Origin of the sequence: Psychrobacter sp. NPDC078501, assembly GCF_044900935.1 — a bacterium.
Classification (GTDB): Bacteria; Pseudomonadota; Gammaproteobacteria; order Pseudomonadales; family Moraxellaceae; genus Psychrobacter.
Window position 1 is genome coordinate 333,430 of the sequence record NZ_JBJDOS010000002.1, and the last position, 24,367, is coordinate 357,796.

18 protein-coding genes are annotated in these 24,367 nt (G+C 40.3%); 11 read left to right on the forward strand and 7 right to left on the reverse strand.

Annotated features, from left to right (window positions below; all coding sequences use genetic code 11):
* Positions 1–126: 126 nt before the first annotated feature.
* Positions 127–201, reverse strand: coding sequence for a pyrroloquinoline quinone precursor peptide PqqA (gene pqqA / locus ACI2IW_RS04395; RefSeq protein WP_082894360.1), 75 nt, complete (start codon positions 199–201; stop codon positions 127–129).
* Between the two features lie 453 nt (positions 202–654).
* On the opposite strand from pqqA, the gene ACI2IW_RS04400 reads away from it, so the two are divergent.
* Positions 655–1,083: a DUF2231 domain-containing protein gene (locus ACI2IW_RS04400; protein ID WP_404692777.1), complete on the forward strand. Its 429-nt coding sequence runs from the start codon at positions 655–657 to the stop codon at positions 1,081–1,083.
* 578 nt (positions 1,084–1,661) lie between these two features.
* Entirely contained in the window at positions 1,662–2,375 is a 714-nt protein-coding gene (locus ACI2IW_RS04405) for a PQQ-dependent sugar dehydrogenase (protein WP_404692987.1), read from the forward strand.
* A 1,592-nt stretch (positions 2,376–3,967) separates the two neighbouring features.
* On the opposite strand, the gene ACI2IW_RS04410 is transcribed toward ACI2IW_RS04405, so the two are convergent.
* Positions 3,968–4,465 (reverse strand): GNAT family N-acetyltransferase, encoded by a 498-nt coding sequence (locus ACI2IW_RS04410; protein ID WP_404692778.1) that lies wholly within the window; start codon positions 4,463–4,465, stop codon positions 3,968–3,970.
* 400 nt (positions 4,466–4,865) lie between these two features.
* Here ACI2IW_RS04410 and ACI2IW_RS04415 point away from each other — a divergent pair, with 400 nt between their 5' ends.
* The 9 genes from ACI2IW_RS04415 to ACI2IW_RS04455 all read left to right on the forward strand — a co-directional run bounded on the left by ACI2IW_RS04415 (position 4,866) and on the right by ACI2IW_RS04455 (position 17,321).
* Complete coding sequence (locus ACI2IW_RS04415; RefSeq protein WP_404692779.1) at positions 4,866–5,774, forward strand: LysR substrate-binding domain-containing protein; 909 nt, start codon at positions 4,866–4,868, stop codon at positions 5,772–5,774.
* A gap of 214 nt (positions 5,775–5,988) precedes the next feature.
* Positions 5,989–7,266, forward strand: coding sequence for an aspartate aminotransferase family protein (locus ACI2IW_RS04420; protein WP_404692780.1), 1,278 nt, complete (start codon positions 5,989–5,991; stop codon positions 7,264–7,266).
* Positions 7,267–7,329: 63 nt separating this feature from the next.
* Positions 7,330–8,778, forward strand: coding sequence for a VOC family protein (locus ACI2IW_RS04425; protein ID WP_404692781.1), 1,449 nt, complete (start codon positions 7,330–7,332; stop codon positions 8,776–8,778).
* A gap of 148 nt (positions 8,779–8,926) precedes the next feature.
* On the forward strand, positions 8,927–10,417 hold the full coding sequence (locus ACI2IW_RS04430) for an aldehyde dehydrogenase family protein (RefSeq protein ID WP_404692782.1): 1,491 nt from the start codon (positions 8,927–8,929) through the stop codon (positions 10,415–10,417).
* A 106-nt stretch (positions 10,418–10,523) separates the two neighbouring features.
* The gene (nhaC, locus tag ACI2IW_RS04435; protein ID WP_404692783.1) at positions 10,524–11,981 is read left to right on the forward strand and encodes a Na+/H+ antiporter NhaC; all 1,458 of its coding nucleotides are present in this window, start codon (positions 10,524–10,526) and stop codon (positions 11,979–11,981) included.
* Positions 11,982–11,998: 17 nt separating this feature from the next.
* Positions 11,999–13,285, forward strand: coding sequence for an NAD(P)/FAD-dependent oxidoreductase (locus ACI2IW_RS04440; protein WP_404692784.1), 1,287 nt, complete (start codon positions 11,999–12,001; stop codon positions 13,283–13,285).
* 167 nt (positions 13,286–13,452) lie between these two features.
* A complete protein-coding gene (locus ACI2IW_RS04445) occupies positions 13,453–14,850 on the forward strand; it encodes an FAD-binding oxidoreductase (protein WP_404692988.1) in 1,398 nt (465 codons plus the stop codon).
* Positions 14,851–14,942: 92 nt separating this feature from the next.
* Entirely contained in the window at positions 14,943–15,971 is a 1,029-nt protein-coding gene (locus ACI2IW_RS04450) for an ornithine cyclodeaminase family protein (RefSeq protein ID WP_404692785.1), read from the forward strand.
* Between the two features lie 96 nt (positions 15,972–16,067).
* Positions 16,068–17,321 carry an NAD(P)/FAD-dependent oxidoreductase gene (locus ACI2IW_RS04455; protein WP_404692786.1) on the forward strand — a complete coding sequence of 418 codons (1,254 nt, stop codon included), beginning with the start codon at positions 16,068–16,070 and terminating at the stop codon, positions 17,319–17,321.
* Positions 17,322–17,549: 228 nt separating this feature from the next.
* Here the strand turns inward: ACI2IW_RS04455 and ACI2IW_RS04460 are convergent, their stop codons facing one another.
* The 5 genes from ACI2IW_RS04460 to ACI2IW_RS04480 form a co-directional block, all read right to left on the reverse strand.
* Entirely contained in the window at positions 17,550–18,350 is an 801-nt protein-coding gene (locus ACI2IW_RS04460; RefSeq protein WP_404692787.1) for an alpha/beta fold hydrolase, read from the reverse strand.
* Positions 18,351–18,747: 397 nt separating this feature from the next.
* Positions 18,748–20,367 (reverse strand): cation/acetate symporter ActP, encoded by a 1,620-nt coding sequence (actP, locus tag ACI2IW_RS04465; RefSeq protein WP_404692788.1) that lies wholly within the window; start codon positions 20,365–20,367, stop codon positions 18,748–18,750.
* The gene (locus tag ACI2IW_RS04470; protein ID WP_404692789.1) at positions 20,360–20,671 is read right to left on the reverse strand and encodes a DUF485 domain-containing protein; all 312 of its coding nucleotides are present in this window, start codon (positions 20,669–20,671) and stop codon (positions 20,360–20,362) included. The genes actP and ACI2IW_RS04470 overlap by 8 nt, the downstream gene beginning before the upstream one ends.
* Positions 20,672–20,698: 27 nt before the next feature.
* A complete protein-coding gene (locus ACI2IW_RS04475; RefSeq protein WP_404692790.1) occupies positions 20,699–22,333 on the reverse strand; it encodes an AMP-binding protein in 1,635 nt (544 codons plus the stop codon).
* Between the two features lie 115 nt (positions 22,334–22,448).
* Positions 22,449–24,353, reverse strand: a complete 1,905-nt coding sequence (locus ACI2IW_RS04480; RefSeq protein ID WP_404692791.1) for a sigma 54-interacting transcriptional regulator — start codon at positions 24,351–24,353, stop codon at positions 22,449–22,451.
* Positions 24,354–24,367 lie beyond the last annotated feature (14 nt).

Below are 24,367 nucleotides of genomic sequence, written 5' to 3' on the forward strand. Positions count from 1 at the left end.
TGCAACTCTGGGGCGAAAAAAGAATATCAGCAGCAGAATCTAAAACATAAGTATAAATAAATCAGTATTTCCAAAAAAAAGCCCTAGTGATCTAGGGATTTTTAATGGATGTAAGTTTAGTAAATTTTAACGGGCTTCGAAATACATAGTAACTTCAAAACCGATACGGATGTCTTGAAAAGCTGGTTTGGTCCACTGCATGAGATTGCTCCTGAATGATGTTACTAGTTGATAGACAGTATTAATAAAGGGAATAACTCATGCTATTACAACCTGACCCCTGCTGTCAATTCATTAGATGTTAACTTGAAATATTTTAGCTATGAAGTTTAGCGGCAACAGTAAAGTTTACTTATGTTTATAAATAACCCCCTAATTGTGAAGTTAGTATTTGAAGGTTGTCGATGGAGTACGCTAATCGGGGACTTCAGGCTCGGTAATTTAAAAAAGACTGTAGCTAATGCTTATTTAAGAAATAATAACCAGCTTATGTTCATTAAATAACCAAAAAAAGATTGAAGAACTCTCTTGGCTTTGGTATGTTTCAAGCCATGCTTTCATTTCATGTAATTTAAATTCTATCACGCGTAGTTCGGGCCAGTACAATCAGTACGGTCGATCGAATCCTCATTTACTATCAACAAGGAAACTGCCATGACTAGTGCTGTTGCCCGACACTCCGGCACCGCGCTGCACCCGCTGCATGCGTTTTTTTTAGCCGGAATGGTGCCTCTGTTTATCGGAGTCTTACTTAACGATTACGCCTATTGGTCCAGCTACGAGCTGCAATGGAAGAACTTCGCTTCTTGGATGCTTATAGGTGCGCTGGTATTCAATGGTTTGGCCATGCTAGGCTCAGTTTTATCTCTAGTTCGCGCTGATAAGCGCATGGGTACACCAATGGCTTATTTTCTGTTGCTACTGGTCACCTTTGTACTAGGTATCCTCAACTCATTTATCCATGCAAAGGATGTCTGGGCCAGTATGCCGACTGGGCTTATTCTATCTGTTATCACTGTCATTCTGGCCTGCATTGCAACCTGGATTGGCCTCACAAGCTGGCGCATTGGAGGTGCAAGATGAAATCACTCAATATCTTATCGATATCTTTTTTAGTTGCTGCTCTCTTAAGCGCATGTGGCGAAAATAATGTAAACGATGCAGAACAGTTAGGTGCCAATCCAACCTTGCCCGAAGCCCAACGGGGCCTATTACCCACTTTGAAAATAGCTGAGCCAGCAGGTTGGGGAGATAACCGCCCTATAGTGCCGTCAGGTTATAAAATCACAGCTATTGCCACTGACCTTCAGATTCCACGGCAGACGCTGGTCTTACCTAATGGCGACATACTGATTGCTGAGGGCAAGGGTGGTGGTGCACCCAAGCTACGTCCTAAGGACATTATTGCTACTTATTTCAAGGCTAAAGGTACTACATCCGTTAAAGGAGGCAACCGTCTGACTCTTCTGCGCGACAGTAATGACGACGGCACTTACGAGACACGTACTGTATTCGCCGAGAATCTGAATGCGCCTTATGGTCTTGCACTAATCGAAGACCAACTGTACGTTGCCAATCAAGATGCGGTAGTGCAATTCGATTATCAGCCCGGACAGACCACCGCTAGTGGACCGCCACGCAAACTCACCGACCTGCCTAGCATGGTCAATCATCACTGGACCAAGGCGATGACGGCCAGTCCGGATGGGCAATTCCTGTACGTGGGCATTGGTTCCAACAGCAATATTACTGAAAACGGACTGGATGTAGAGGCGGATCGTGCCATGATCTGGGAAATCGATGCCAAAAGCGGTGCTCACCGACCTTATGCAACCGGTCTGCGTAATCCAACGGCGTTAGCTATCCTGCCTGGTACTAACCAGTTATGGGCCGTGATCAACGAACGTGATGAGCTCGGTCCACGACTGGTACCTGATTACTTGACCTCAGTTCAAGAAGGTAAGTTTTATGGTTGGCCCTACAGCTATTGGGGACAAAATGTCGATCCACGGGTCAAGCCAGAGCAACCTGATATGGTAGCCGCCGCGATTGCTCCAGACTACAGCCTTGGGTCGCACAAAGCTCCTTTGGGTATAGCGTTCTCAACGACAACCATGGGCAGCAAGTTCAGCGAAGGCGCATTCATCGGTGAACATGGCAGCTGGAACCGCTCAGACCCAGCGGGCTACGACGTAGTGTTTGTCCCTTTCAGCAACGGGAAACCAGCTGGGGACCCAGTTAACTTTGTCACTGGATTTCAGGGCGAAAATGGTAAGACCTTTGGTCGACCAGTAGGCGTGACAGTGGATCCAAAAGGGGCACTCATCGTTGCCGATGACCTTTCTAATACCATTTGGCGGGTGACACCAAATTGATAAGCAGCATGTAGCAAACCCCCTACGTGGGTTGCTTTTACCCATGTAGAGTTATCAAATAATAGCTCTCCTATCATTAGCAGAGCGAAATAGACTATAGCCATGCCGGAGGTGTTTTCAGAAAATCGATACCTCCATTGCTTTTCGCTTGTATAAAGGTAGGAATGGGTAGTCGTCTTCTACTTCTATAAATATGCGTACAGCGCGTTCCTTATTATCAAGAGTATAGGTGACTTTTCATTATAGTTTGAGTGGTCAATAAGATATAAAAACGCTGTAGCCCTTGAAAATTGAATAAAAAAAAGCCTCACTGTTAAGTGAGGCTTTTTAAGTATTTGGAGCGGAAAAAGAGATTCGAACTCTCGACCACTACCTCTGGCGTATCTATGGTGAAAGTCGAGTTTGATATGCATACAGAGGTTCGAAGTGATATCTATAAGTACTTAATTGATGAGTAGAAAAGTAAGATTTATTGCTTGAAAGTTCTAATGGTTTTGAATAGATTATTTTAATCTGCTAAGCCTATTCTACAATAAGCTTAGCTGCCTAGATTTTTTTAGTGATAACGAGTGTAGTGGCATAATAGGCCTTGATAAACATGAGGAGTTTAGTAGTCTGTTATAAGTAATTCCATTATACCAGTCTGTTTTAAGTGGTCTATTAATAGGTTTGAAGGGCAAAATAACTGGTTACCTTGGGGTATACCCTAATTTACAATCTTTACTTTGAATCGATAAGTACAAAAATATTTACTGATAATTTTTAGATGATTTACAAGACTCCTTGTAAAGGTGCCATTTTATTGACTTCCAATGGATAGAGCCAACTTATGCAAGAGATCTATTATAATATGAAATATATTCAGCAACTCCGGAACAAATAATACCAATGAAAAAAGTCATTAACCTAAAGCTCGAACTAGAGTAAGGAAGTACTATCAAAGTGAATAACATAGATGCTATTCCTCCAAAAATTAAGATCAGTCCTACTTCTGTTGCTTTATTATTAAATTTTAAAAAGAATAACAATTCTGAAAAAATATAAGTTATAAAAGCTGGAACACAATAGACTAAACCTAAAACAGGTGACCCAAGTAAAGGAAATAAAAGACCACTCCATAAATCATTATGAATATAAAAATCTTTATTCATTTGTATTGTGAGCAACATATACAATATAAAAATAAAGCCTCCTATACTTGGTACAGTCAAACAATAAACGACGAGCTTATTCCTAAATATTTTCCTCATCATTTACATCCTTATGAGCTATGCTGAAGGAACCGTACAAGTAAACTTGGTAAACTAAGCGTATTAATCGGAGTTTATCATGACCAAGAAAGTAAGAAACTACAGTGACGAATTTAAAGTAACCGCAATATAAAGTAAATATTGAGTATGGCTACTATGTAGCGCACTGACCGTAGACAGAACATGTATGATAAGTACACCATGAAGTACACTGTGGCTATATCAAAAAGTTAAAACCTTGATACCACTAACCTACAGCCTTATTTTCAAGTCCTCACTAGGGTACCGAACTAGTTAAAGCACCTGATTGGCTCGCCATAGGTATACTTAAAATAACAGATATTAGAGTGATTTTATCATTTTGATATCTGTTATTTTGGTGCCCTCGTATAGCTCTTCATGACATTGGCCGTAAGACTCAAAACCAAATTTTTCATAGAAACTAATCGCAGATAGATTGGTTTGTAAAACCCATAAAGATAGACTAGAGCAGCTATTACACTGAAAAGCATCAATTAAAGCTGCATTCATTAACTTAGTGCCTATCCCTAAATTCTGATATTGAGGTAAAAGATATAGAGTGGTTATTTCACACTCATGATCTTTCTCAAAGTAAGAAATAAACCCTACAGTGGTATTCTCAGTATCATATGCTACCCATGTGTTCACACCAGAGCTAGATAATATTTTACCCCACATCTCCATCTTTTGAGATAAGTTATTTTCTTTGTTTCTATACGTTTCGGGTAAAAGGTTCGAATACGTAGCATTCCAACTTTCAAAGTGTATATGAGCAATATCTGCTGCATCGTTCTGGTCTGCTTTCCGTATAAAAAACATGTGGCACTCCATAGTTAAATATTATAGTAATACCACAGCGTAGCAAAATGCATCATCTGAGGTCTCTAAATAGTTTTGAGATTATCAAAGACTAAAGCTTATTCATCGAATCGTATAACGGACGTTATGGTAAATGGGTTTAGAACCAAAAAAATCCGTTCATAACAGTGGACCGCCCCGGGGCTGTCATATTCTCTCAGAATGTTCGAAGTGGAACTAGAATGCAGATAAGTTTTAGCTATAAAACGCCAAGACAAGTATGGTTTGATTATTATCGCTAGGCTGCGTCAGTAAAATTTCCCAAGCTAATGACTAGAAGATTGACCGCATAGGTCAACCCGAGTAAAACAGAATATGTTTTTACACTCTAAATCATATGGTACACAAGAATAAATAAATTATGAAAACTGAAATCAAAACTCCACTAGCTTTTAGGAAGTATCCTTCAACGACTGCTTTACAGTGCTTTGAGACGGCAGCTCGACATTTAAGTTTCACTAATGCTGCGCAAGAAATGCATATGACTCAAAGTGCCGTTAGTAAGCAGGTTTCTCAGCTAGAAGAGATGTTAAATCTTTCTCTGTTTTACCGTACACCTCAACGAATATCTTTAACACCTGCTGGAAAAGCTTATTACATCGAAGTTCTAGGTATTCTTAAGCATATTGAATTTGCGACTACGAACTTGATGTCACATAGTAGTAATACAGAGGTACTTAAAATAGTAGCACATCCAACTTTTTGCTCGCGTTGGTTGATTCCTACATTGAAGGGATTTAGCAAGGAATACCCGTTAATTACATTAGATATTAAGGAAGAAGTTTGTCCATTTTTTCCTGAAGATCAAAATATCGATATCGCTTTTTTGTATGGCGATGGTGTTTGGGGAGGAATGGAAACTATCAAATTGTTTGATGAATATTGTGTTGCAGTTTGTCAGCCCGAATACCTACAGGGTAAGACCTTGTGTCTCGATAATTTAGATGCATTTACATTATTGCAATTAAGCTCTCGCCCTAGTGCATGGTATGAGTATTTTAAACAGCAAAGTATCAGTGTTGATGGAACATTTAGAGGGCCAAGGTTTGATACTTTTCATGCCTGTATTGCTTCCGCTTTACTTGGATATGGTATTGCCCTCGTACCGTTACGTTTGGTAGAACCGGAGCTGAAACTAGGAACATTAGTAACGGTGTGGGATTATGAATCAAAGGGTAGAGGAGCGTATTATATGTCTTATCCTTTATCATTAGGCAATTCACATAAAGTGAAGGCTATTTCAGAATGGATTACAGAGTCTATGGCTTGATATTCTCGTCTGATTCAATAAAGGCTGGCTTTTTCAGTTAAATAAATGCTGCTTAATTCTCACACAAAAAAATCTAGGTTTATGCCTAGATTTTTTGATTCAAACAACAATCGTACTGACAAAAAGGAATGAGAGCATAACTATTATTCGTTTGCTGAACGTATCAGGTTTTGCTGAAATGAGGGTCACACTTAAGGAAGATAAGAGACTCTTAATGGATAAGTTATACAATGTCACTGATGCTTTTACGATGGTGCATCCCATCACCTTAACTAAAGGTAAAAATGCAAAAGTTTGGGACAATAACGACCAATGCTATATTGATTTTGTGGGTGGTATTGGGGTCTTAAACTTCGGACATTGCCACCCTCACATCGTGACAGCCATTATCAATCAAAGCCAATCGCTCATTCACTATGCTTACAATGCAGCTGCTCACACTCCCTATCAAACCTTCATGCCACGATTGTGCGAGCTCACTCCTATCAGTGGTGAGCTATCGGGCATGCTCACCAATTCTGGTGCGGAAGCCACAGAAAACGCCATAAAAATTGCCCGTCTCAAAACCCAGCGCGTCGGTGTCATTGCGTTTGATGGTGGGTTCCATGGACGGACGCTCGCTGCTGTCAACTTGAATGGTAAAGTTGCTCCCTACAAGCGAGGGTTGGGACCGTTAGCCGGTAGTGTCTATCACATTCCTTTCCCTAGTCCAGATAATGAGGTGAGCGACCAACAGGCAATCGATGCATTAAATCGTTTGTTTGAAGTAGAAACTGACATCAGTAATATTGGTGCGATTATCGCAGAGCCTATACAAGGGGAGGGTGGGTTTCAGTTAATGTCGCCCTCTTTTGCTCAGTACCTGCGCGCCTTTTGTAATGAGCAAAGTATCTTGTTGATTATGGATGAGATTCAATCAGGCTATGGACGTACTGGCTCACCATTCGCCTTTTCACATTTAGGCATTGAGCCAGATATGATACTGCTTGGCAAAAGTATTGCAGGCGGCTTGCCCTTAGGTGCGGTTGTAGGCAAGGCCAGTGTCATAAATGGCCTGCCTAAAGGCAGTTTGGGCGGTACATACTCTGGTAATCCAGTGGCATGTGCAGCGGCAAATGCCACGATAGACATCATGCAAGAGGATGAGATATGGGCATCTGCTAAGCACTATGCGCAAGAGATTGAAACAAGTATCGCGCAATGGCAGGCGGAAGGCGTTTCCCCTTGGCTATATGGTCTCACGGGTATTGGAGCGATGCGTGGTATTGAGCTGCGTCATGCTACGTATGGCTCGCATCCTAGTGTGATGACTCACGTACTAACCCAAGCGCGAAAGCGAGGCTTACTGCTCATGCCAAGTGGTAAATACCGTCATATCATTCGATTGTTACCACCGCTGACCATTGAGCCTGAAACGCTACAAGATGGCCTTGATATTTTAAGAGACGTATTAAGTACGATTCCTAATCAAAATCCAGTCGAGTGGTCTTAAATATACAGATTAATTATTAATGGGATTCAAGCCCGCCGCAGATGTAAAAAAGGATAAATATCTATGAGTAATAACAGCTTTATGAGCAGTGATGACATTCGCCATGAGTTTTCTATGGCCATGTCAGCGATGTATCAAGCAGAAGTTCCGTTATATGGGGATCTAATTGATTTGGTCAGTAAAGTAAATGCTGAGGTCTTGGCCACGCAACCTGAGATCAAATCTCAATTATTACATACTGGAGAAATTGAGCGATTGAATATGGAGCGGCATGGCGCGATTCGGTTGGGTACAGCATCAGAATTGAGTATGATGCGCCGTCTTTTTGCTGTTATGGGTATGTATCCTGTGGGCTACTATGACTTAGCTCCTGCTGGAGTGCCAGTGCATTCGACGGCATTTCGAACACTAGATCCTCATTCGTCGCATAAAAGCCCGTTTCGGGTATTTACCTCATTATTGCGTCTAGATCTCATTGGTGATGAGGCTCTTGAAAGAGAGGCAACTGCGACACTGCAAAAGCGTCGTATTTTCACCGATGAAGTGATTGGCCTTATTGAACGTTTTGAGATGCAAGATGGATTAATACCTGAGGATGCTCAGTGTTTCGTAAAAGAAGCGTTGCAGACTTTTCGGTGGCATGACGAAACTCCTGTGACAAAAGAGCTATACCAGCGGTTATTACATCAGCATCCTCTGATTGCTGATGTGGTGGGTTTTAAGGGCCCTCATATCAATCATTTAACACCCAGAACATTGGATATTGATGCGGCTCAACAGAAAATGCAGGCAGGAGGTATACCATCAAAAGCCATTATCGAAGGACCACCTCGAAGAGCGTGCCCAATCTTGCTAAGACAAACAAGTTTCAAAGCGTTAGAAGAGGCTGTGAGCTTTAGAACTGCCTATATAGGTGACTCAGATGAGTGCTGTGATGGCTATGAGCAAGGGTCTCATACAGCACGCTTCGGTGAAATTGAGCAACGTGGAGTAGCGTTAACGCCAAAGGGTAGAGTGTTATATGACCAGTTGCTTAGCGAAGCTCGTAACCAGTTAGGGGTAACACCTAATGAAGACAATGCGTCTCAGTACTATCAGATTCTAGACGAGACATTTAGCAAATTCCCTGACAACTATCAAACCCTACATGATGCCGATCTAGCATACTTTTATTATCAGCTGACGGATAACATCCATGACTCTTGTAAAGATCGAGCATTGTTAGCAGCAGCATTTGACAAGGTTGATTTGAATGCAGTATCTCGTGCTGAGATCAGCAAACTCATTGATGATGGAGTCATTCGTATTGAGCCAATTGTTTATGAGGATTTTTTACCTGTGAGTGCAGCAGGAATTTTTCAATCTAACCTCAATCAGAGTAAAAACAATAGCTACGATAACGCTTCAAACCAGCAGGAGTTTGAAAAAGCGTTAGGGTCTAAAGTCTACGACGAGCTCAAATTATATGAAGAAATACAGGCTCAAAGTCTGAATCAATGTCTTGCTGTTTGAAGTTGACAGTAATATTAACGCGTACATTTAAGGGCCATTCCTAAATGGAATGACTGCAAGAATTTTATTATTTTGCAAGTTATTAGGTTGCGAGGTAATTTAATAAGTGTGTTGAGAAACTAATAAACCATTATACAAAGGATTGATTATGATTAAGCAATATATGTCTGCAATGGGCGTACAAGAAGAGCACTATCAAAATGGTGACTTTGAAATAAATACCCCGATTGATGGCACTGTTATTGGCAAAATTACATTAGACAGCATTGCCGAAGTTAATACCAAAATTCAAAACGCCAAAACTGCTTTTCAAGCATGGCGCACGGTTCCTGCGCCAAAGCGTGGTGAGCTGATTCGTCTGTTAGGTGAAGTATTGCGTGAGCATAAAGAAGATTTGGGTTTCTTAGTATCGCTAGAAGCTGGCAAGATTAAAGAAGAAGGTCTTGGCGAAGTACAAGAGATGATCGACATCTGTGACTTTGCAGTAGGGGTGTCACGTCAATTATATGGTTTGACCATCGCATCAGAGCGTCCGGGTCATCATATGCGTGAAACTTGGCATCCACTTGGCGTCATTGGTGTTATCTCGGCCTTTAACTTTCCAGTGGCAGTTTGGGCTTGGAATACAGCACTTGCTATTGTCTGTGGTAACCCAGTTATTTGGAAGCCATCAGAAAAAGCACCGCTTGTCGCATTGGCTTGTCAGGCGATGTTTGAAAAAGCATTAGCGAAGTTTGGTGATGCGCCATCTCATTTGTCGCAAGTCTTGTTAGGTAAGACAGATGTTGGTAATGCTTTAGTCGAAAGTAAAGACATTGCATTGGTCAGCGCGACAGGCAGTACACGCATGGGTAAAACGGTTGGACCTAAAGTTGCTGAGCGCTTTGGTAAATGCTTGCTAGAGCTTGGTGGTAATAATGCAATGATCTTGGCCCCAACTGCTGATTTAGATTTAGCACTCCGCGGCATTCTATTTTCGGCAGTGGGTACAGCTGGTCAGCGCTGTACTACATTACGCCGTTTGTTTGTTCATGAAACCGTCAAGGGTGATATTTTGCCACGGGTTAAGGCCGCATACTCGACAGTCAGTATCGGGCACCCATTAGAAGGAAATCTAGTAGGTCCACTGATTGACCAAGACAGTTTTGAAAATATGCAAGAAGCATTAGAAAAAGCAAGAAATGCTGGTGGTAAAGTCACAGGCGGCGAGCGTGTATTGTCAGATAAATACCCCAATGCTTACTATGTAACGCCTGCTATTGTCGAATTTGATGAACAAAACGATGTCGTACGAACTGAAACCTTTGCACCTATCCTATATGTCATGACTTACAAAAACTTTGATGATGCACTAGAGATGCAAAACGATGTTCCACAAGGATTATCGTCATGTGTTTTCACCAACGATTTACGTGAAGCTGAAATATTTTTGAGTGATCGTGGCAGTGATTGTGGTATTGCCAACGTCAATATTGGTACTAGTGGTGCTGAAATTGGTGGAGCATTCGGTGGTGAAAAGGAAACAGGCGGTGGCCGCGAGTCAGGCTCAGATGCTTGGAAGAACTATATGCGTCGTCAGACTAATACCGTTAATTATTCAACAGAGTTGCCACTTGCTCAAGGTATTAATTTTGGCTAAGCGATATAGAAGCTAAGCATTGATGATTCTGACTATTGATAGCTATAAGTACTGTTATCAATAGTCAGTACTAACAGTAGTTATTACTAAGGAAGGTAGAACTATCATGATTGATGACACACAGCACGATCCTGCTAAAGATGGCTATGGTGCCTCTTCTAGCTTCTTACTCGATATCGCCCCACTTGTCTTGACCGCCATGATTTTAATGGTACAGTTTTTTGTGTTTAAAGACTTTACTCCCCACATTCCATTGGCTTGCGGTATTCTAATCACGGGCTTGTTTATGAAGCTGCGTGGCCGAGACTGGGCTGGCATGGAAGAGCGATTTTTAAAAGTGGTAAAAATAGGCTTACCCGCAATGATTATTCTAATGGGCGTGGGCATGCTGATTGGGTCTTGGATTATAGCAGGGACAGTGCCGACCATTCTTTATTATGGATTTAGCATTTTTTCGCCGTCTTCATTTTTGGTCTCTGTCTGTCTTATTTGTGCCATTATCTCGGTTGCTACCGGTACATCTTGGGGTACTGTGGGCACAGTAGGGCTTGCCATGATGGGTATTGGTATGGGCCTTGGTATTCCGGCACATTTTACAGGCGGAGCTATTGTTTCTGGCGCATTTTTTGGTGACAAAATGTCGCCATTGTCTGATACAACCAATTTAACCCCTGCCGCCGCTGGTGTGGATCTTTGGGACCATATCAAAGGTATGTTACCGACGACAATTCCTGCGATGCTCACAGCATTAGCTCTTTATGCTTGGATTGGCATTAGTTACGGTGATGATAGTGTCGATCTGTCTTCTATTCAAGCATTGCAAAGCACACTAGCGGATAATTATAGCTTAAGTATTATTACTCTATTACCTGCTGTAGTAGTAGTTGGTGCTGCCATTATGAAAATACCCGCTATACCTACGGTGTTAAGTGGTGTAGTGGTCGCCTCATTAGTAGCTTTTTTCATGCAAGGTATTGGTGTTAGCGAAATTTTCAATGTTTTGCAAAACGGCTTTAAGAGTGAGACGGGTTTTGAGGTTGTTGATAAATTATTATCAAAAGGTGGCCTAATGTCGATGACATGGGTTGTCACTCTAACTATTTTTGCACTAGCGTTTGTGGGTTCGCTTGAGCATTACGGTACGCTCAAAGCCATTATGGTAAAAGTAGATAAAATAGTGAAATCGCGTTTAGGCTTGATTCTCACAACCTATGCCAGTGTTCTTGGAGTAGGAACGATTATTGGTGATGTCTATACCACGTTGGTACTCCCAGGACGTCTGCTCAAAGATAAGTATAAGGAAATGGGTTATAAACGAACCACACTGACACGATCTATTGAAGATGCGGGTACGCTATTATCACCGCTAATTCCTTGGAACATGGGTGGTAGTTTTGTCGCCGCCACGCTAGGTATAGCAACATTAACCTATGCACCTTTTGCCTTTGCCTGTTGGTTGTCTCCTTTATTTGGTTTGCTATGGGCTGTGTTGGATAAATTCATACCGCGTGACGAACCTGTTGCGGCTACAGATACCACAGTACCTTCTCTCAATAAATTATAACTTCACCGGAGTACGAAATGTTGCAAGAGCAATGTTTGTGGAGCGTAACTGCGCCCAAAATTCATCCCTATGATGAGCTTCGTAGCGATACCCAGACCAGTGTTTGCATCATTGGTGGCGGTTATACAGGATTATCAGCTGCTATCCATTTAGCAGAAAAAGGGGTCAAAGTCACCCTGTTAGAGAGCCAGAGTATTGGTAGTGGTGGCTCTGGGAAAAGTGTTGGTCTGGTCAATGCAGGCACTTGGGCACGTCCTGATAATTTAAATATAGCTTTGGGCGAAGTTGAAGGTGAGCGTTTGACAGAAGCATTAGGACATGCGCCCAGTCTCGTATTTGACTTGATTTCACGCTACGGAATTGATGCCCAAGCCACCCAAAATGGCAATATTCATATGGCTCATAATGCTAAAGGTGAAGCTGATGTTGATATTAGATATGAGCAATTGCAGCGCCGCGGTGTGAATGTAGAAGTGCTAACGGGTAGCCGTTGCCATGAATATTGCGGTACTACCAGCATTAATAAGGCGCTATTAGATCACCGCACAGGCACGTTGAACCCATTAGCTTATGTAAACGGTCTTGCAAAAGTAGCAACTGAATTAGGAGTGACGATTTATGAGCACTCTACGGTTAATACTTTAGAAAAATCTGATGGAGAGTGGTATGTAAGAACGCCTAAAGCTAGCGTAAAAGCAGAGCGCGTCATTATCGCAACCAATGCTTACACTGAAGGTGAATGGACCGAAGTATCCAAGACTTTTTACTTTGTTTCCTACTATCAAATTGCTTCTGAACCTCTGACGGGTGAGTTGGCCGATCGTATCTTGCCTCATAAAAATGGGGCTTGGGATACCCGCTTGGCCTTGTCTAGTTTTCGCCGCGATCATGATGGCCGTCTGCTACTCGGTACAGTAGGTGGTAGAGCTTGTAAGCCCAAATCTTTTTATCAGTCATGGGCAGATTGTGTGCAAAAAAGCTATTACCCCGATTTACCTAAGTTTAATTGGCAATATGAATGGTATGGAAATTTTGGCTTTACGCAAGACCATATTTTTCGGGTATTAGAGCCTGATGAAGGCATTCTAACAGCCACAGCTTATAATGGCCGTGGTATCACTACTGGTACACTAATGGGCAAATGCTTTGCTGATTATATTCTAACGGGAGATAGAAGCAGTATCCCACTGCCTTTTAAAACGCTACAGGAATCCAAAGTCGCTTTATCGAGCATGAAGTCTGTATTTACCGAGGTAGGCCTTACTTTATATCATGCAGGGCAATGCTTAAAAATTATTCGCTAACGTAAATATCAGGTAGCAATAATAGATATTTCATTAAAGGTCTCACTGATAATTATCAATATAAACACCATTGGTATGGTACGTGGTAATTAGGTGGTCTGTTTTATCTTTCATCATAGTAGGGAATACATCTGGTGCATGAACTTTTAGAATCATCTCAAGTCGTTATCAATACCCTAATACAGTCGCTATTACATGATTATAAATACGACGCTAGCCAAATCAAAACCGATGCTGAGAGTTTAGAGCATTGGGGTAAAGACTGGACCAAGCACTTTGCCCCTGCTGCTGCTGCCATCGTTTTTCCAAAGACCACTGAACAAGTACAGACTATCGTCCTGCTGGCCAATGAGCACAACGTCGTCCTCACCCCAAGCGGTGGTCGTACTGGTCTATCTGCTGGTGCCGTGGCTGCTAATGGCGAAATCGTGGTTAGCATGGATAAAATGAACCAGATCGTACAGTTCTATCCTGCCGATCGAATAGTTGAAGTCGAAGCAGGTGTGGTTACTCAGCAGTTGCAAGAATTCGCAGAGTCTAAAGACTTATACTACCCTGTCGACTTTGCCTCAGCAGGCTCTAGTCAAATCGGTGGCAACATCGGTACCAATGCTGGCGGTATCAAAGTCATTCATTATGGCATGACCCGTCAATGGATTATGGGGCTGACTGTTGTCACTGGTAAAGGCGATATCTTGCAGCTGAATCGCGGCATGGTAAAGAACGCCACCGGCTACGACTTGCGCCAATTGTTCATCGGTAGTGAAGGCACGCTTGGCCTTGTCACTCATGCACAAATTAAGCTTGAGCGTCAGCCACAAGACTTAAACGTCATGGTACTTGGCATGGACAGCTTTAATGACGTTATGAACGTACTCTCTGCTTTTCAAGCGCAGATTGATTTGACGGCATTTGAGTTCTTTGACGATGTAGCCATTGATAAGCTGATGGCACATGGTCAAGTACAAGAACCTTTTGAATCTCGTACTAAGTTTTATACGCTGTTAGAATTTGAAGCACCCTATGAGCCAATCATGGACAAAGCCATGGCCATATTTGAGCACTGTATGGAGCAAGGTTGGGTCGTTGATGGGGTAATGAGTCAAAACCTCACACAAGCGGCAGAGCTGTGGAAGCTGCGCGAGTATATCTCTGAGACCATCTCAGTCTTTACCCCTTATAAGAATGATGTATCAGTACTAATAAGCCATGTACCGACCTTTATCGAAGAGATTGATCATATTGTCAGCAGTAACTATCCAGACTTTGAAGTCTGTTGGTTCGGTCATATCGGTGATGGCAATTTGCATCTCAATATTCTAAAGCCTGAGAATATGAGCAAAGACGATTTCTTTGCTGAGTGTCAGGTCGTCAATAAATACGTGTTTGAGACAGTACAGAAATATGGCGGTTCAGTGTCTGCTGAGCATGGGGTTGGTATGACAAAGAAGCCGTATCTGCACTATAGCCGCAGTGAGACTGAGATTGATTATTTACGAGAAGTCAAAAAAGTCTTTGACCCAAATAATATTATGAACCGTGGTAAGATTTTTGATATTGAATAAAAAAACTTAGGTATTAACAATGTTTAATTTTTATGCTCTATAACATTTTATAATCCGTAATAACAAATTCACAGGGCAGTTTGGGGATAATTATGCAAATTTTAGATATTAATACGGTGAAAAAACAACTGACGATGTCAATGGCAATCAACGCTATTGAGGATTTACTAAAAGTACAAGGCGACCATCCAACATGGATTAAGACACCTGAGCGCCTAGTGATTCCTACTTTTGAGGAAAGTAACAAAAACACATCTGGCTCACATCTATCTATGCCCTCAGTAGTTTTTGATGGTGATAACGAGTATGCAGTGGTAAAGCTGGTAAATATCTGTCCAGACAACCCTAAACGTGATAAGCCAACAACCATGGCAGTCATTACCGTATCAGACAATGAAACAGGAGAGGTGCTGACATTTTTGGATGGCATATATATCACCCAAGTACGAACAGCAGCATTATCCGGAATTGCGACTAAATATTTAGCGAGTCCAGCTAGTAGTGAGGCAGCGGTGATAGGTACTGGAGGAATGGCATATGAACAACTCAATGCGATACTCACTGTGCGTCCAAATATTAAACAAGTAAATATTTGGAACAGGACGCCTCAAACGGCACATGAATTTCAGAATAAATTTGAGCAAGAATATCCACAATGGCAAGTCGATTTTAAAGTTTATGAAAGTGTCGAAGAGGCTATTAAAAACGCTGATATTATTAATCTTGCAACAAGAGCGACGACAGGACTTTTTGAAGCTTCACAAATAAAGCCGGATGCTCATATCAATGCAGTTGGTGCTTATCAAGCAACGATGAAAGAAGTCAGCAACTCGGTTATAGAAGCCAGTACTGCTATTATTATCGATGATGCAGAAGGTGGTTTACATGAAGCAGGTGATTTAATACAAGCTCATAATGACATTCAGAGCACTTGGACATGGGATCAACTGACAGGTACGTTAAGTGATCTGGTCAATAAAAAAATCAGTATTGATGCGAATGAGGGTAAAGGTATTACGCTATTTAAATCAGTGGGCGCCGCAAGCTTTGATGCAGCAGTTGCCATAAAGATTGCCCAAAAAGCTAAAAAAGAAGGTTTAGGCCAGTCTATTGAGCTATAAAAATAAGCCACCAATAATTTAGCTTTCTTATGAAAATCTATGTAAAGGCAATCACTTTAAATTAACAAAATTGGCTTGATACTTAAGGGCATTCATATGCGCTATGACGTGATCGTTATTGGTGCAGGCATAGTGGGAACCTCTATAGCCTGGCATCTTCAAAAAAGCAACTCTCAAGTTCTCTTGCTCGATAAAAAGCAACCAGGAGAAGAAACGTCATATGGTAATGCAGGTATTATCACAAGAGAAGCCGTAAATATTAAACCATTTCCTAGAAGTTTTAGAGAAGTTTTCAGAGTATTGCCGAATAATAGTACCGATATTCGATACCGTTGGTCTGCTATCTATAATCTTCAGCGCCCCTTATTACAATACTGGATAAATTCCAGTCCGAAAAAGGTTGAAGAGATAGATAAAGAATGGTCTACGCTCATTCAGCATTGTACAAACGAGCATGACCCTATGATTAAGGCATCAGGCGCTGATGAGCTAGTTAGAAAAATAGGCTGGATTGAGCTGCATCGTTTCCCCAGTAGCTTTGAAAAAGCCATTGGTAAAGCAAAAAAAGCGGTTGATCAAGGCGTAGAGTATGAAGTTTTATCATTAGTAGAGCTAAAAGAGTTAGAGCCAAACATAAACTTTACAGACTACATCGGTGGTATCCATTGGAAAAATTCTTGGCAGATAAAAAGCCCTGGCAATCTTGTCAAAGCATATGCTGAAAATTTTGAAAAAATGGCTGGGAAGATAAAGCAGTCAACGGTAAACAGCGTTATACAGACGGAAGAGGGTTGGCGGGTTATGACGGATGGCGAAACCTATTCATGTCAGAACCTAGTAATTGCTGCAGGTCCTTGGTCAGCTAATCTCATCGAGCCATTGGGTTATAAGATTCCATTATTTCCTATGCGTGGTTATCATCAACACTTTCAAATGACTGATAAAAACGCATTTTCTCACAGCTTATTTGATGTAGAAAAAGGCTTTGTAATAGGAGCAATGGATCAAGGCATTAGGATTACGACTGGAGCTGAAATGGCAATGAAAGATGACCCAAAAAACTTTGATCAGTTAGAATCAGTATTGACGTATGCACGCAAGGTTCTACCACTTGACGTAGCTGTAGAGTCTGAAGCATGGTGTGGCACAAGACCTTGTATATCAGATATGAAGCCAGTTATTGGGCCTGCATTAAAACACACCAATTTGTGGTTTGCTTTTGGTCATGCGCATCAAGGCTTAACGCTTGGGCCAGTGACAGGGCGTCTTATTGAAGAGATGATTAATGGCAAGCCACTGTTTATTGATGCGCAACCATTTAGTAGTGAGCGCTTTGCACTTGGCCTGTAATTCTATTAAATTAAGTAAACACCATCGTCGTAAGTAAAATTTTTTTGAAAAACTGAAGAGACAAGCTGAGTTATCTAATAAGTAATAAGTTTCAATAGCTATTTCAGTGAAGCTATCAAACAATAATAAGAAATGGCATATAGTACTCACTTCTTATTATTGTTCTGTACTTGTAGAAACACTGAATCAAAACCTAGAAGCCTTACCGATTAAGCATGATTGATAGCGTTATGAGTGTGCTGAAATGAAATCTGCAATATATCTATTAACGATTTCCGGTTGCTCAAGTGCTACCGAATGGCCAGCCTTTGGAATCACAAACATTTGGCCATTTGCTACTGTTTTAGTAATATTTTTTGACAGAGGTACTTCATACGCATGATCCTGTTCGCCTGCCAATACTAGCGTAGGTACTTTGCACCCTTTAATCTCATCTAATATGCCAGTGCGATGAATAACGCCATTAGCACTGCGCGCGATGTCTGGTCCTAGTTTTAGCATATGATCACGCCAGTACTCACGCTCGCTTGCTCGAGAGGCATCTGCTAAATAGTCATCGCCAAACATGATATACATGAGCGTATCGATAAATGGCTCAGTACCTTGCGCACCTAAGCCCTCAACCAAAGGCGAAAAATCGGCCAGTTTGTATTCAAGCTCTCCGCTAGACCCAAGTACAATGCAACCCTTTAGTAAATCGGGACGGCGAGCGGCTAAACGTAGCGCAATAAACCCGCCCATAGAGTTACCAGCAAAAAAGCAAGGTCCTAGATCGAGTTTCTCAATTAATGCTATCGCATCGTTGGTATGAGTATCCATATCAACGCTTTTCACTTCTGATCGGGCACTTTGCCCTTGATCCCGATCATCATAGCTCACCACTCGAATGGTTTTAGATAGATGTTCTATTTGATGCGTGAACATTTTATGATCAAAAAATAGCGAGTGACTTAGCACCAAAACCGGAGCGTCTTTATGCCCTTCGTCACTATAAAACAGGGTAGTTCCATTCACGTTAATATTTGGCATGATCTTTTTCCTTGTGTAAACACTATTGATCTTTATGGCTCTTACAATGTAAAGAGCATGATATTTGCCTTAACTTTTATACTTTTATCAGAGTTTCTGAGTCATTAAAAGCAATAAATTATGAGATTAGATTTTATGAACATATTTAGCATTGTTGTCTGCTAGACAGCTTAGTATTCCTCTGTGGTGTAGTGACTTTAATGCTTGATGATAGAACTATGAATGTTTGAGAATATAGAGAAGTTCGAAAAATTTTAAAAATTATTGGTACAGAACTTAGACTAAGGTTTTTCTCAATATAGATAAAAAATTAAAGGTCTGTTATAAATAAAATTAGCTAGAACAGACCTTATTGTTAGAAGCTGATTTAAAGTATAGCTTACCTACAAATAAGTTTTTAGTTACCAAGCTCAGACATTACTAATTGAGCTTCAAACCCAGCTCTATCAATTTTAGCGCGATCACTATGATCTGTTAGTGATACAACTATACTTACTAAGAAAGCTAATGGCATTGAGAATAATGCTGGATTGTCATATGGAAAGAAAACGCTCTCATGACCTAAAACAGTTACCCATACGGTAGGTGATAAAATCACAAGAACTACCGCAGATACAATTCCTACAAACCCTCCCCACATTGCTCCTCTAGTAGTTAAGTCTTTCCAGTACATAGATAAAATGAGTACGGGAAAGTTTGCAGAAGCTGCTATACCAAAAGTCAGGCCCATTAGAAATGCAATATTCATATTCTCAAATAATATGCCACATAGAATTGCTACAATACCTAAAACAACTACCGAAATTCTAGATACTAGCATTTCTTGCTTTTCTGAAGCGTTACCATTCTTGATCACTTTTTGAAACAGATCATGAGAAATGGCTGATGCACCTGCCAGTGTGAGACCAGCAACAACTGCTAAAATTGTAGCGAATGCGACTGCAGATAAGAAGCCTAGAAGCAAATCTCCTCCAAGTGCTTTAGCCAAGTGCATTGCAACCATATTAGTACCCCCGATGAGGGCGCCACCAATGTCGCCATCAACAAAGTAGTCTGAATTGGTACCAACAATAGATATCGCTGCTAAGCCTAAAATACATACGAGAATAAAAAAGTAACCAATATATCCTGAGGCATAGAATACAGATTTCCTTGCATCAGCTGCCTTTGGAACAGTGAAGAAGCGCATCAGGATATGTGGCAAACCTGCTAGACCGAATATTAGACCTATTGAGGTTGATAAAGTATTAATTGGATTGGATAGCATCATTCCTGGCTCTAAAACCTGCTTACCTAGATCATGTGCGATAATAGCCGACTCTGCCATACTATTTAAACTAAAATCGAATTGACGAAATGCTAGAAACAATAAAACTGTACCGCCACATAGCAATAGAATTGCTTTAATTATTTGTATCCATGTAGTAGCTAACATGCCCCCAAAAATAACATATACTAGCATTAAGCAACCAACGAGTATGACTGCTGTACTATAGCTTAATCCAAACAACAATTTAATTAATTGTCCTGCGCCCACCATTTGCAGTATTAAATAACAGAGCACCACTGTTAAAGAGCCTACAGTAGACAAGATACGTGTTTTCTTTGGTTCTAGACGATAAGAAACAATATCTGCAAATGTATATTTACCTAAGTTCCTTAATTTCTCTGCCATAAGAAATGTTAGAACAGGCCAGCAAACAAAGAAACCAATAACATAGACGAATCCATCGTAGCCTTTAAAGAACACCATGCTTGAAACACCTAGCAATGTAGAAGCAGACATATAATCACCTGCAATTGCTAAACCATTCTGCCTAGCTGAAATTGAATTTCCAGCAGTATAGAAATCTTCTTTTGAAATGGTTTGTTTGGCTGCACGAAACGTAATGAACAATGATAAGCCAACCACTGCTGCAAACATGGCAATTGCAGTGAAGTTCGTTGGGGTACCATCTGCGGCAAAAGCCGCATTACTTCCTAAAATAAGTAGTAAAAAAACTATTCCCTTAGTCATTGTGATATTCCTTCTTGATTTCTTCTACTTTTTTATCAAAATACTGATTGGTTACATAGACATAGCAACCTGTAATCAGCCAACAAGCAACGATTACTAGAGCTGCAGCTGGAATGCCAATTGTTATATTTGAACTACCTACTGATTGCGCAAGAATATGCGGAGCGAAAGTGGCTATAGCCATAAACACTGCATATATAATAAGTACGATAATAGTTAGTATTACGGCAAATCTTTTTTTTACCTTTACCATATGAATAAAATTGCTATCTCGAACAATATCTTTATAGTTTTGTTGATTCATATCAAAATCCTTTTGATTATGCCGCTTTTATTGGTTTTCCATAAAATAGTCGTAGTACTTTTCCCTCAAAGACTTTTTGCTAATTTTCCCTGTACCTGTGTAAGGCATTTCGCTTATTAAGATAGTTGCTGAGGGAATCGACCACTTATGTAGTCTATTGGCTAAATATGTTTCTATTTCTATATGTTTGATATAGGCTTTAGGTTTAGCGACTAAGATCAATAGTGGCCTCTCTCCCCATTTTGGGTGATTAGCAGCAATTACTGCAGCTTCAGCAACTTTTTCATGACCCAACATGGCATTTTCAATCTCCACACTACTGACCCATTCTCCACCAGTCTTAATCATATCTTTTGCACGATCAGTAATATTCATATAGCCTCGTACATCGATTGTTGCTATATCCCCTGTGTCGAACCAAACTTTCATGTTACCAGTTGTCTTATCAGTCGGCTGGTCACTACTATTGCTGTTATAGCTTTCTGCAACGCTATGTCCTCTAATTTCTAATAATCCTTCAGAAACACCATTATGCGGAAGAAGCTCATTATTTTTGCCTTTCAACCGCATTTGCATACCAAAGATAGGTCTCCCACATTTTAGAACTTGAGATTTAGACAGACCATTTAGATTATTTATTCTATTACAAGCACCCATAGAGCTTGTTTCAGTCATTCCCCAAGCATTTTCAAGGGCAATACCATGATAGCTAAGACTTTCAATTAAAGAGTAAGAGGCTGAAGAACCACCAGAGATTGCTCGTTTCAATGTGATTTCAGTAATATTATTTTCTTGAAGATAGTTTTTAAGGGCTGTCCAAATAGTGGGTACTGCCATAGAAACATCTACTGCTTGGGTTTGTATCAAGTTGTAGATTTTTTCAATATTTCCGGCAAATGAGTTGGGCCATACAATTTTTGAACCACATAACACAGCATTGAAAGGTATACCCCAAGCACTGATGTGATATAAAGGTACAATTGGCATAATGCAGCTGTTTTCGTCTAACCCTACTACGTTGGCCATACTTAATGTTAAGGCATGCAAAACCGTACTACGATGTGAATACAGGACACCTTTTGGGGCACCTGTCGTACCTGACGTATAGCAAAGACCACTTGCACTTTGTTCAGCGATATCAGGCCAATCATAAGTGATTGACTCTTTAGCAATAAGCTCTTCATAGAATATAAAATCCAGTGATGACTCTAATGTTTCGTCTATCTCACCTAGTACAATGAAATATTTCACGAAAGGTTTAAGATGTTCATGGAGGGATTCGATAATGTGCAGACAGTCTTGCTCAACAACAATAACTTCATCTTGAGCAGATGTGATAATTTGTATTAATTGCTCATGGGGTAATTTTGGATTGATAGTATGATAAATGCGTTCTGAACAAGGAATGGCATAGTGGAGTTCAAAATGCTGGTAAGTATTCCAAGCAATCGTTCCGACCTTAGCACCTTTACTAACTTGAAGTCGGTCTAAGCTATTAGCAAACTGGGCAACTCGATCAAAAGCATCTTCATAGGTATACTCATGTGTAGTCACACCATCTGATTTTAGAGTTACGATTTTCTGCTCAGAATAGAGTGCTAAAGCATGCTGCATGATAGAAGTGATATTTAGATTACAATGCATCATCATTCCATTAATCATCTTTCTTTCCTTAGTTAAGATGGTCGATGTTAATGATGATGCAACTATAATGCCAAATATTTTAATTATATAAATCAATAACTTAAATACAAAAAGATATTTTCATTTTGAAAAATCATTTCATATTTGAAACATCACTATTCATAGTTTTCATTTTTCGCCATAGTGTTGTACGACTAATACCGAGATTTTTGGCAGCCAACTCTAAATTTCCATCAACCTCCTGTAGTGTCTGCTCTATTAGTAGTGTTTCTTGATTTATTTTGGCTTTCTTTAACAAAGAAGTGTTATTTTCTTTTTGGGTAGATGAAAAAAGCTCTGGCAAATGCAGAGACAAGAAATCAGGCTGACTATGACTTTTGTCAAAATAAAACAGTACCTGTATTCTCTCTATAATATTTTCTAGTTCACGAATATTTCCAGGCCAGCTGTATTTCTTTAACAAGTGTGGAAGGGCGTCTGGTAGGTCTTTAATCGACTTTCTATACTTCTTTAGAAAACTATCAGCCAATGTCAATATGTCTTCTGGTCGGTTTCTCAAAGGTGGTATGGATAAACGAAGAATATTGAGACGATAATATAAATCCGCCCTAAAATTGTCATTGGCAACCAAGTTTTCTAAGTCGGCATGTGTGGCGGCGATAACGCGAATATTGAGATGATGACTAGCAGTTGAACCTAGCCGGCTAATTTGTCTTTCTTGTAACACTCTTAAAAACCGTGTCTGTAAATGCAGAGGCATGTCACCAATTTCATCTAAAAATAAAGTTCCATTATGTGCAGACTCTATTAACCCAATCCGGCCATTTTTTTTGGCGCCAGTAAATGCACCTTCGGCATAACCAAATAGTTCACTTTCTAATAAGCTTTCTGGGAAAGAGGCACAGTTGATAGCTACAAAAGGTGCTTTACTACGACTACTATGATTGTGAATACTCTGTGCTAAGACTTCCTTACCTGTTCCACTCTCACCTGTAATTAACACAGTACTGTCAGTTTTAGCATAGGCTTTAGCTAAGGTTAAAGTGGTTTTGAAAATGGCGTTTCGAGTAGAGAGTTGGTTGAAGTGGTAGCGGGTATTAACGTTTCTAGAAGATACTTTTCTAAACTCGCTGCTAGAATATTCTAATGCGTTGAGTTCTTGAGCACTTAAAATATAGCCATTGATATAATCGTTGTTCATCTCTAAAATATGAACCGCCAACTGGTAATTCTCGATATCAAGTAGCTGACGTGGATTATGATGGCTTATATCTAGATCTAAGTTGCCAAAGACATCTGCAGGCGATTTATTTAGTACGTCAGCGGGAGACTTTTTAAGCAGTTCGGCCATAGATGTATTGATAAAAGATATTTTTTTATTTTTGGTGATAAAACAAACACCTTCATTTAGATGGTTAAATATCTCTGTAAGACGGTTAATTGTGGATTGTTCTCTTCTTATCTTCTCTAAGCTGCTTAACGCATTCGTAAGTAAATCTTTAAGTGATACAACCGTCATAGTCAATTGTCCGACCAGTCCTTCACTGATGGCCAGCTCTACTGATATAGGTGAACCAATGACAGCATCAAATTTTTCTTTTTTAATCAGTTGAATGGTTCTTTTAGCATCAAAATAAGAGTCATAGGTGAACTGTTTTATATCTAGTAAAAAAATTTCTGAATAATCTTCGAGACTGACTGTAGTGGTAGATTTTCCGAGTAAAGCAATACGTTTGTATTGCTTCAAACTAGAGATGGCTTGGATAACATCAAACATACCTGTTCTAATGACCTGGATTTCGATGCTCAATATTTTTTGTAGATAGCTAGCTGTTGCCCCTGTACACAAAATAATTTGGCAACCATTTACAGTTAATTGTTGTGCTACGTCCTCAACATCAGAAATATGACATTCAACAAAACCTATATCTTGTGAATTAATTTCCGATATTGCTTGTTCGACCAAAGAGCGAATCCCATTAATGTTCGGGGTGTGGAGATAAGTAAACAAAATATTAATGGGCTTATTATGGGGCATTTTTTATATCCTTA

Bases quoted from the DNA above. Each gene is read 5' to 3' on its own strand.
- nhaC (WP_404692783.1), top strand. From the start codon at position 10,524: ATGATTGATGACACACAGCACGATCCTGCTAAAGATGGCTATGGTGCC.
- ACI2IW_RS04400 (WP_404692777.1), top strand. From the start codon at position 655: ATGACTAGTGCTGTTGCCCGACACTCCGGCACCGCGCTGCACCCGCTG.
- ACI2IW_RS04470 (WP_404692789.1), bottom strand. From the start codon at position 20,671: ATGAATCAACAAAACTATAAAGATATTGTTCGAGATAGCAATTTTATT.
- ACI2IW_RS04455 (WP_404692786.1), top strand. From the start codon at position 16,068: ATGCGCTATGACGTGATCGTTATTGGTGCAGGCATAGTGGGAACCTCT.
- ACI2IW_RS04405 (WP_404692987.1), top strand. From the start codon at position 1,662: ATGGTCAATCATCACTGGACCAAGGCGATGACGGCCAGTCCGGATGGG.
- ACI2IW_RS04410 (WP_404692778.1), bottom strand. From the start codon at position 4,465: ATGTTTTTTATACGGAAAGCAGACCAGAACGATGCAGCAGATATTGCT.
- ACI2IW_RS04425 (WP_404692781.1), top strand. From the start codon at position 7,330: ATGAGTAATAACAGCTTTATGAGCAGTGATGACATTCGCCATGAGTTT.
- ACI2IW_RS04480 (WP_404692791.1), bottom strand. From the start codon at position 24,353: ATGCCCCATAATAAGCCCATTAATATTTTGTTTACTTATCTCCACACC.
- ACI2IW_RS04430 (WP_404692782.1), top strand. From the start codon at position 8,927: ATGATTAAGCAATATATGTCTGCAATGGGCGTACAAGAAGAGCACTAT.
- ACI2IW_RS04450 (WP_404692785.1), top strand. From the start codon at position 14,943: ATGCAAATTTTAGATATTAATACGGTGAAAAAACAACTGACGATGTCA.
- ACI2IW_RS04440 (WP_404692784.1), top strand. From the start codon at position 11,999: ATGTTGCAAGAGCAATGTTTGTGGAGCGTAACTGCGCCCAAAATTCAT.
- ACI2IW_RS04475 (WP_404692790.1), bottom strand. From the start codon at position 22,333: ATGATTAATGGAATGATGATGCATTGTAATCTAAATATCACTTCTATC.
- ACI2IW_RS04415 (WP_404692779.1), top strand. From the start codon at position 4,866: ATGAAAACTGAAATCAAAACTCCACTAGCTTTTAGGAAGTATCCTTCA.
- ACI2IW_RS04460 (WP_404692787.1), bottom strand. From the start codon at position 18,350: ATGCCAAATATTAACGTGAATGGAACTACCCTGTTTTATAGTGACGAA.
- ACI2IW_RS04420 (WP_404692780.1), top strand. From the start codon at position 5,989: ATGGATAAGTTATACAATGTCACTGATGCTTTTACGATGGTGCATCCC.
- actP (WP_404692788.1), bottom strand. From the start codon at position 20,367: ATGACTAAGGGAATAGTTTTTTTACTACTTATTTTAGGAAGTAATGCG.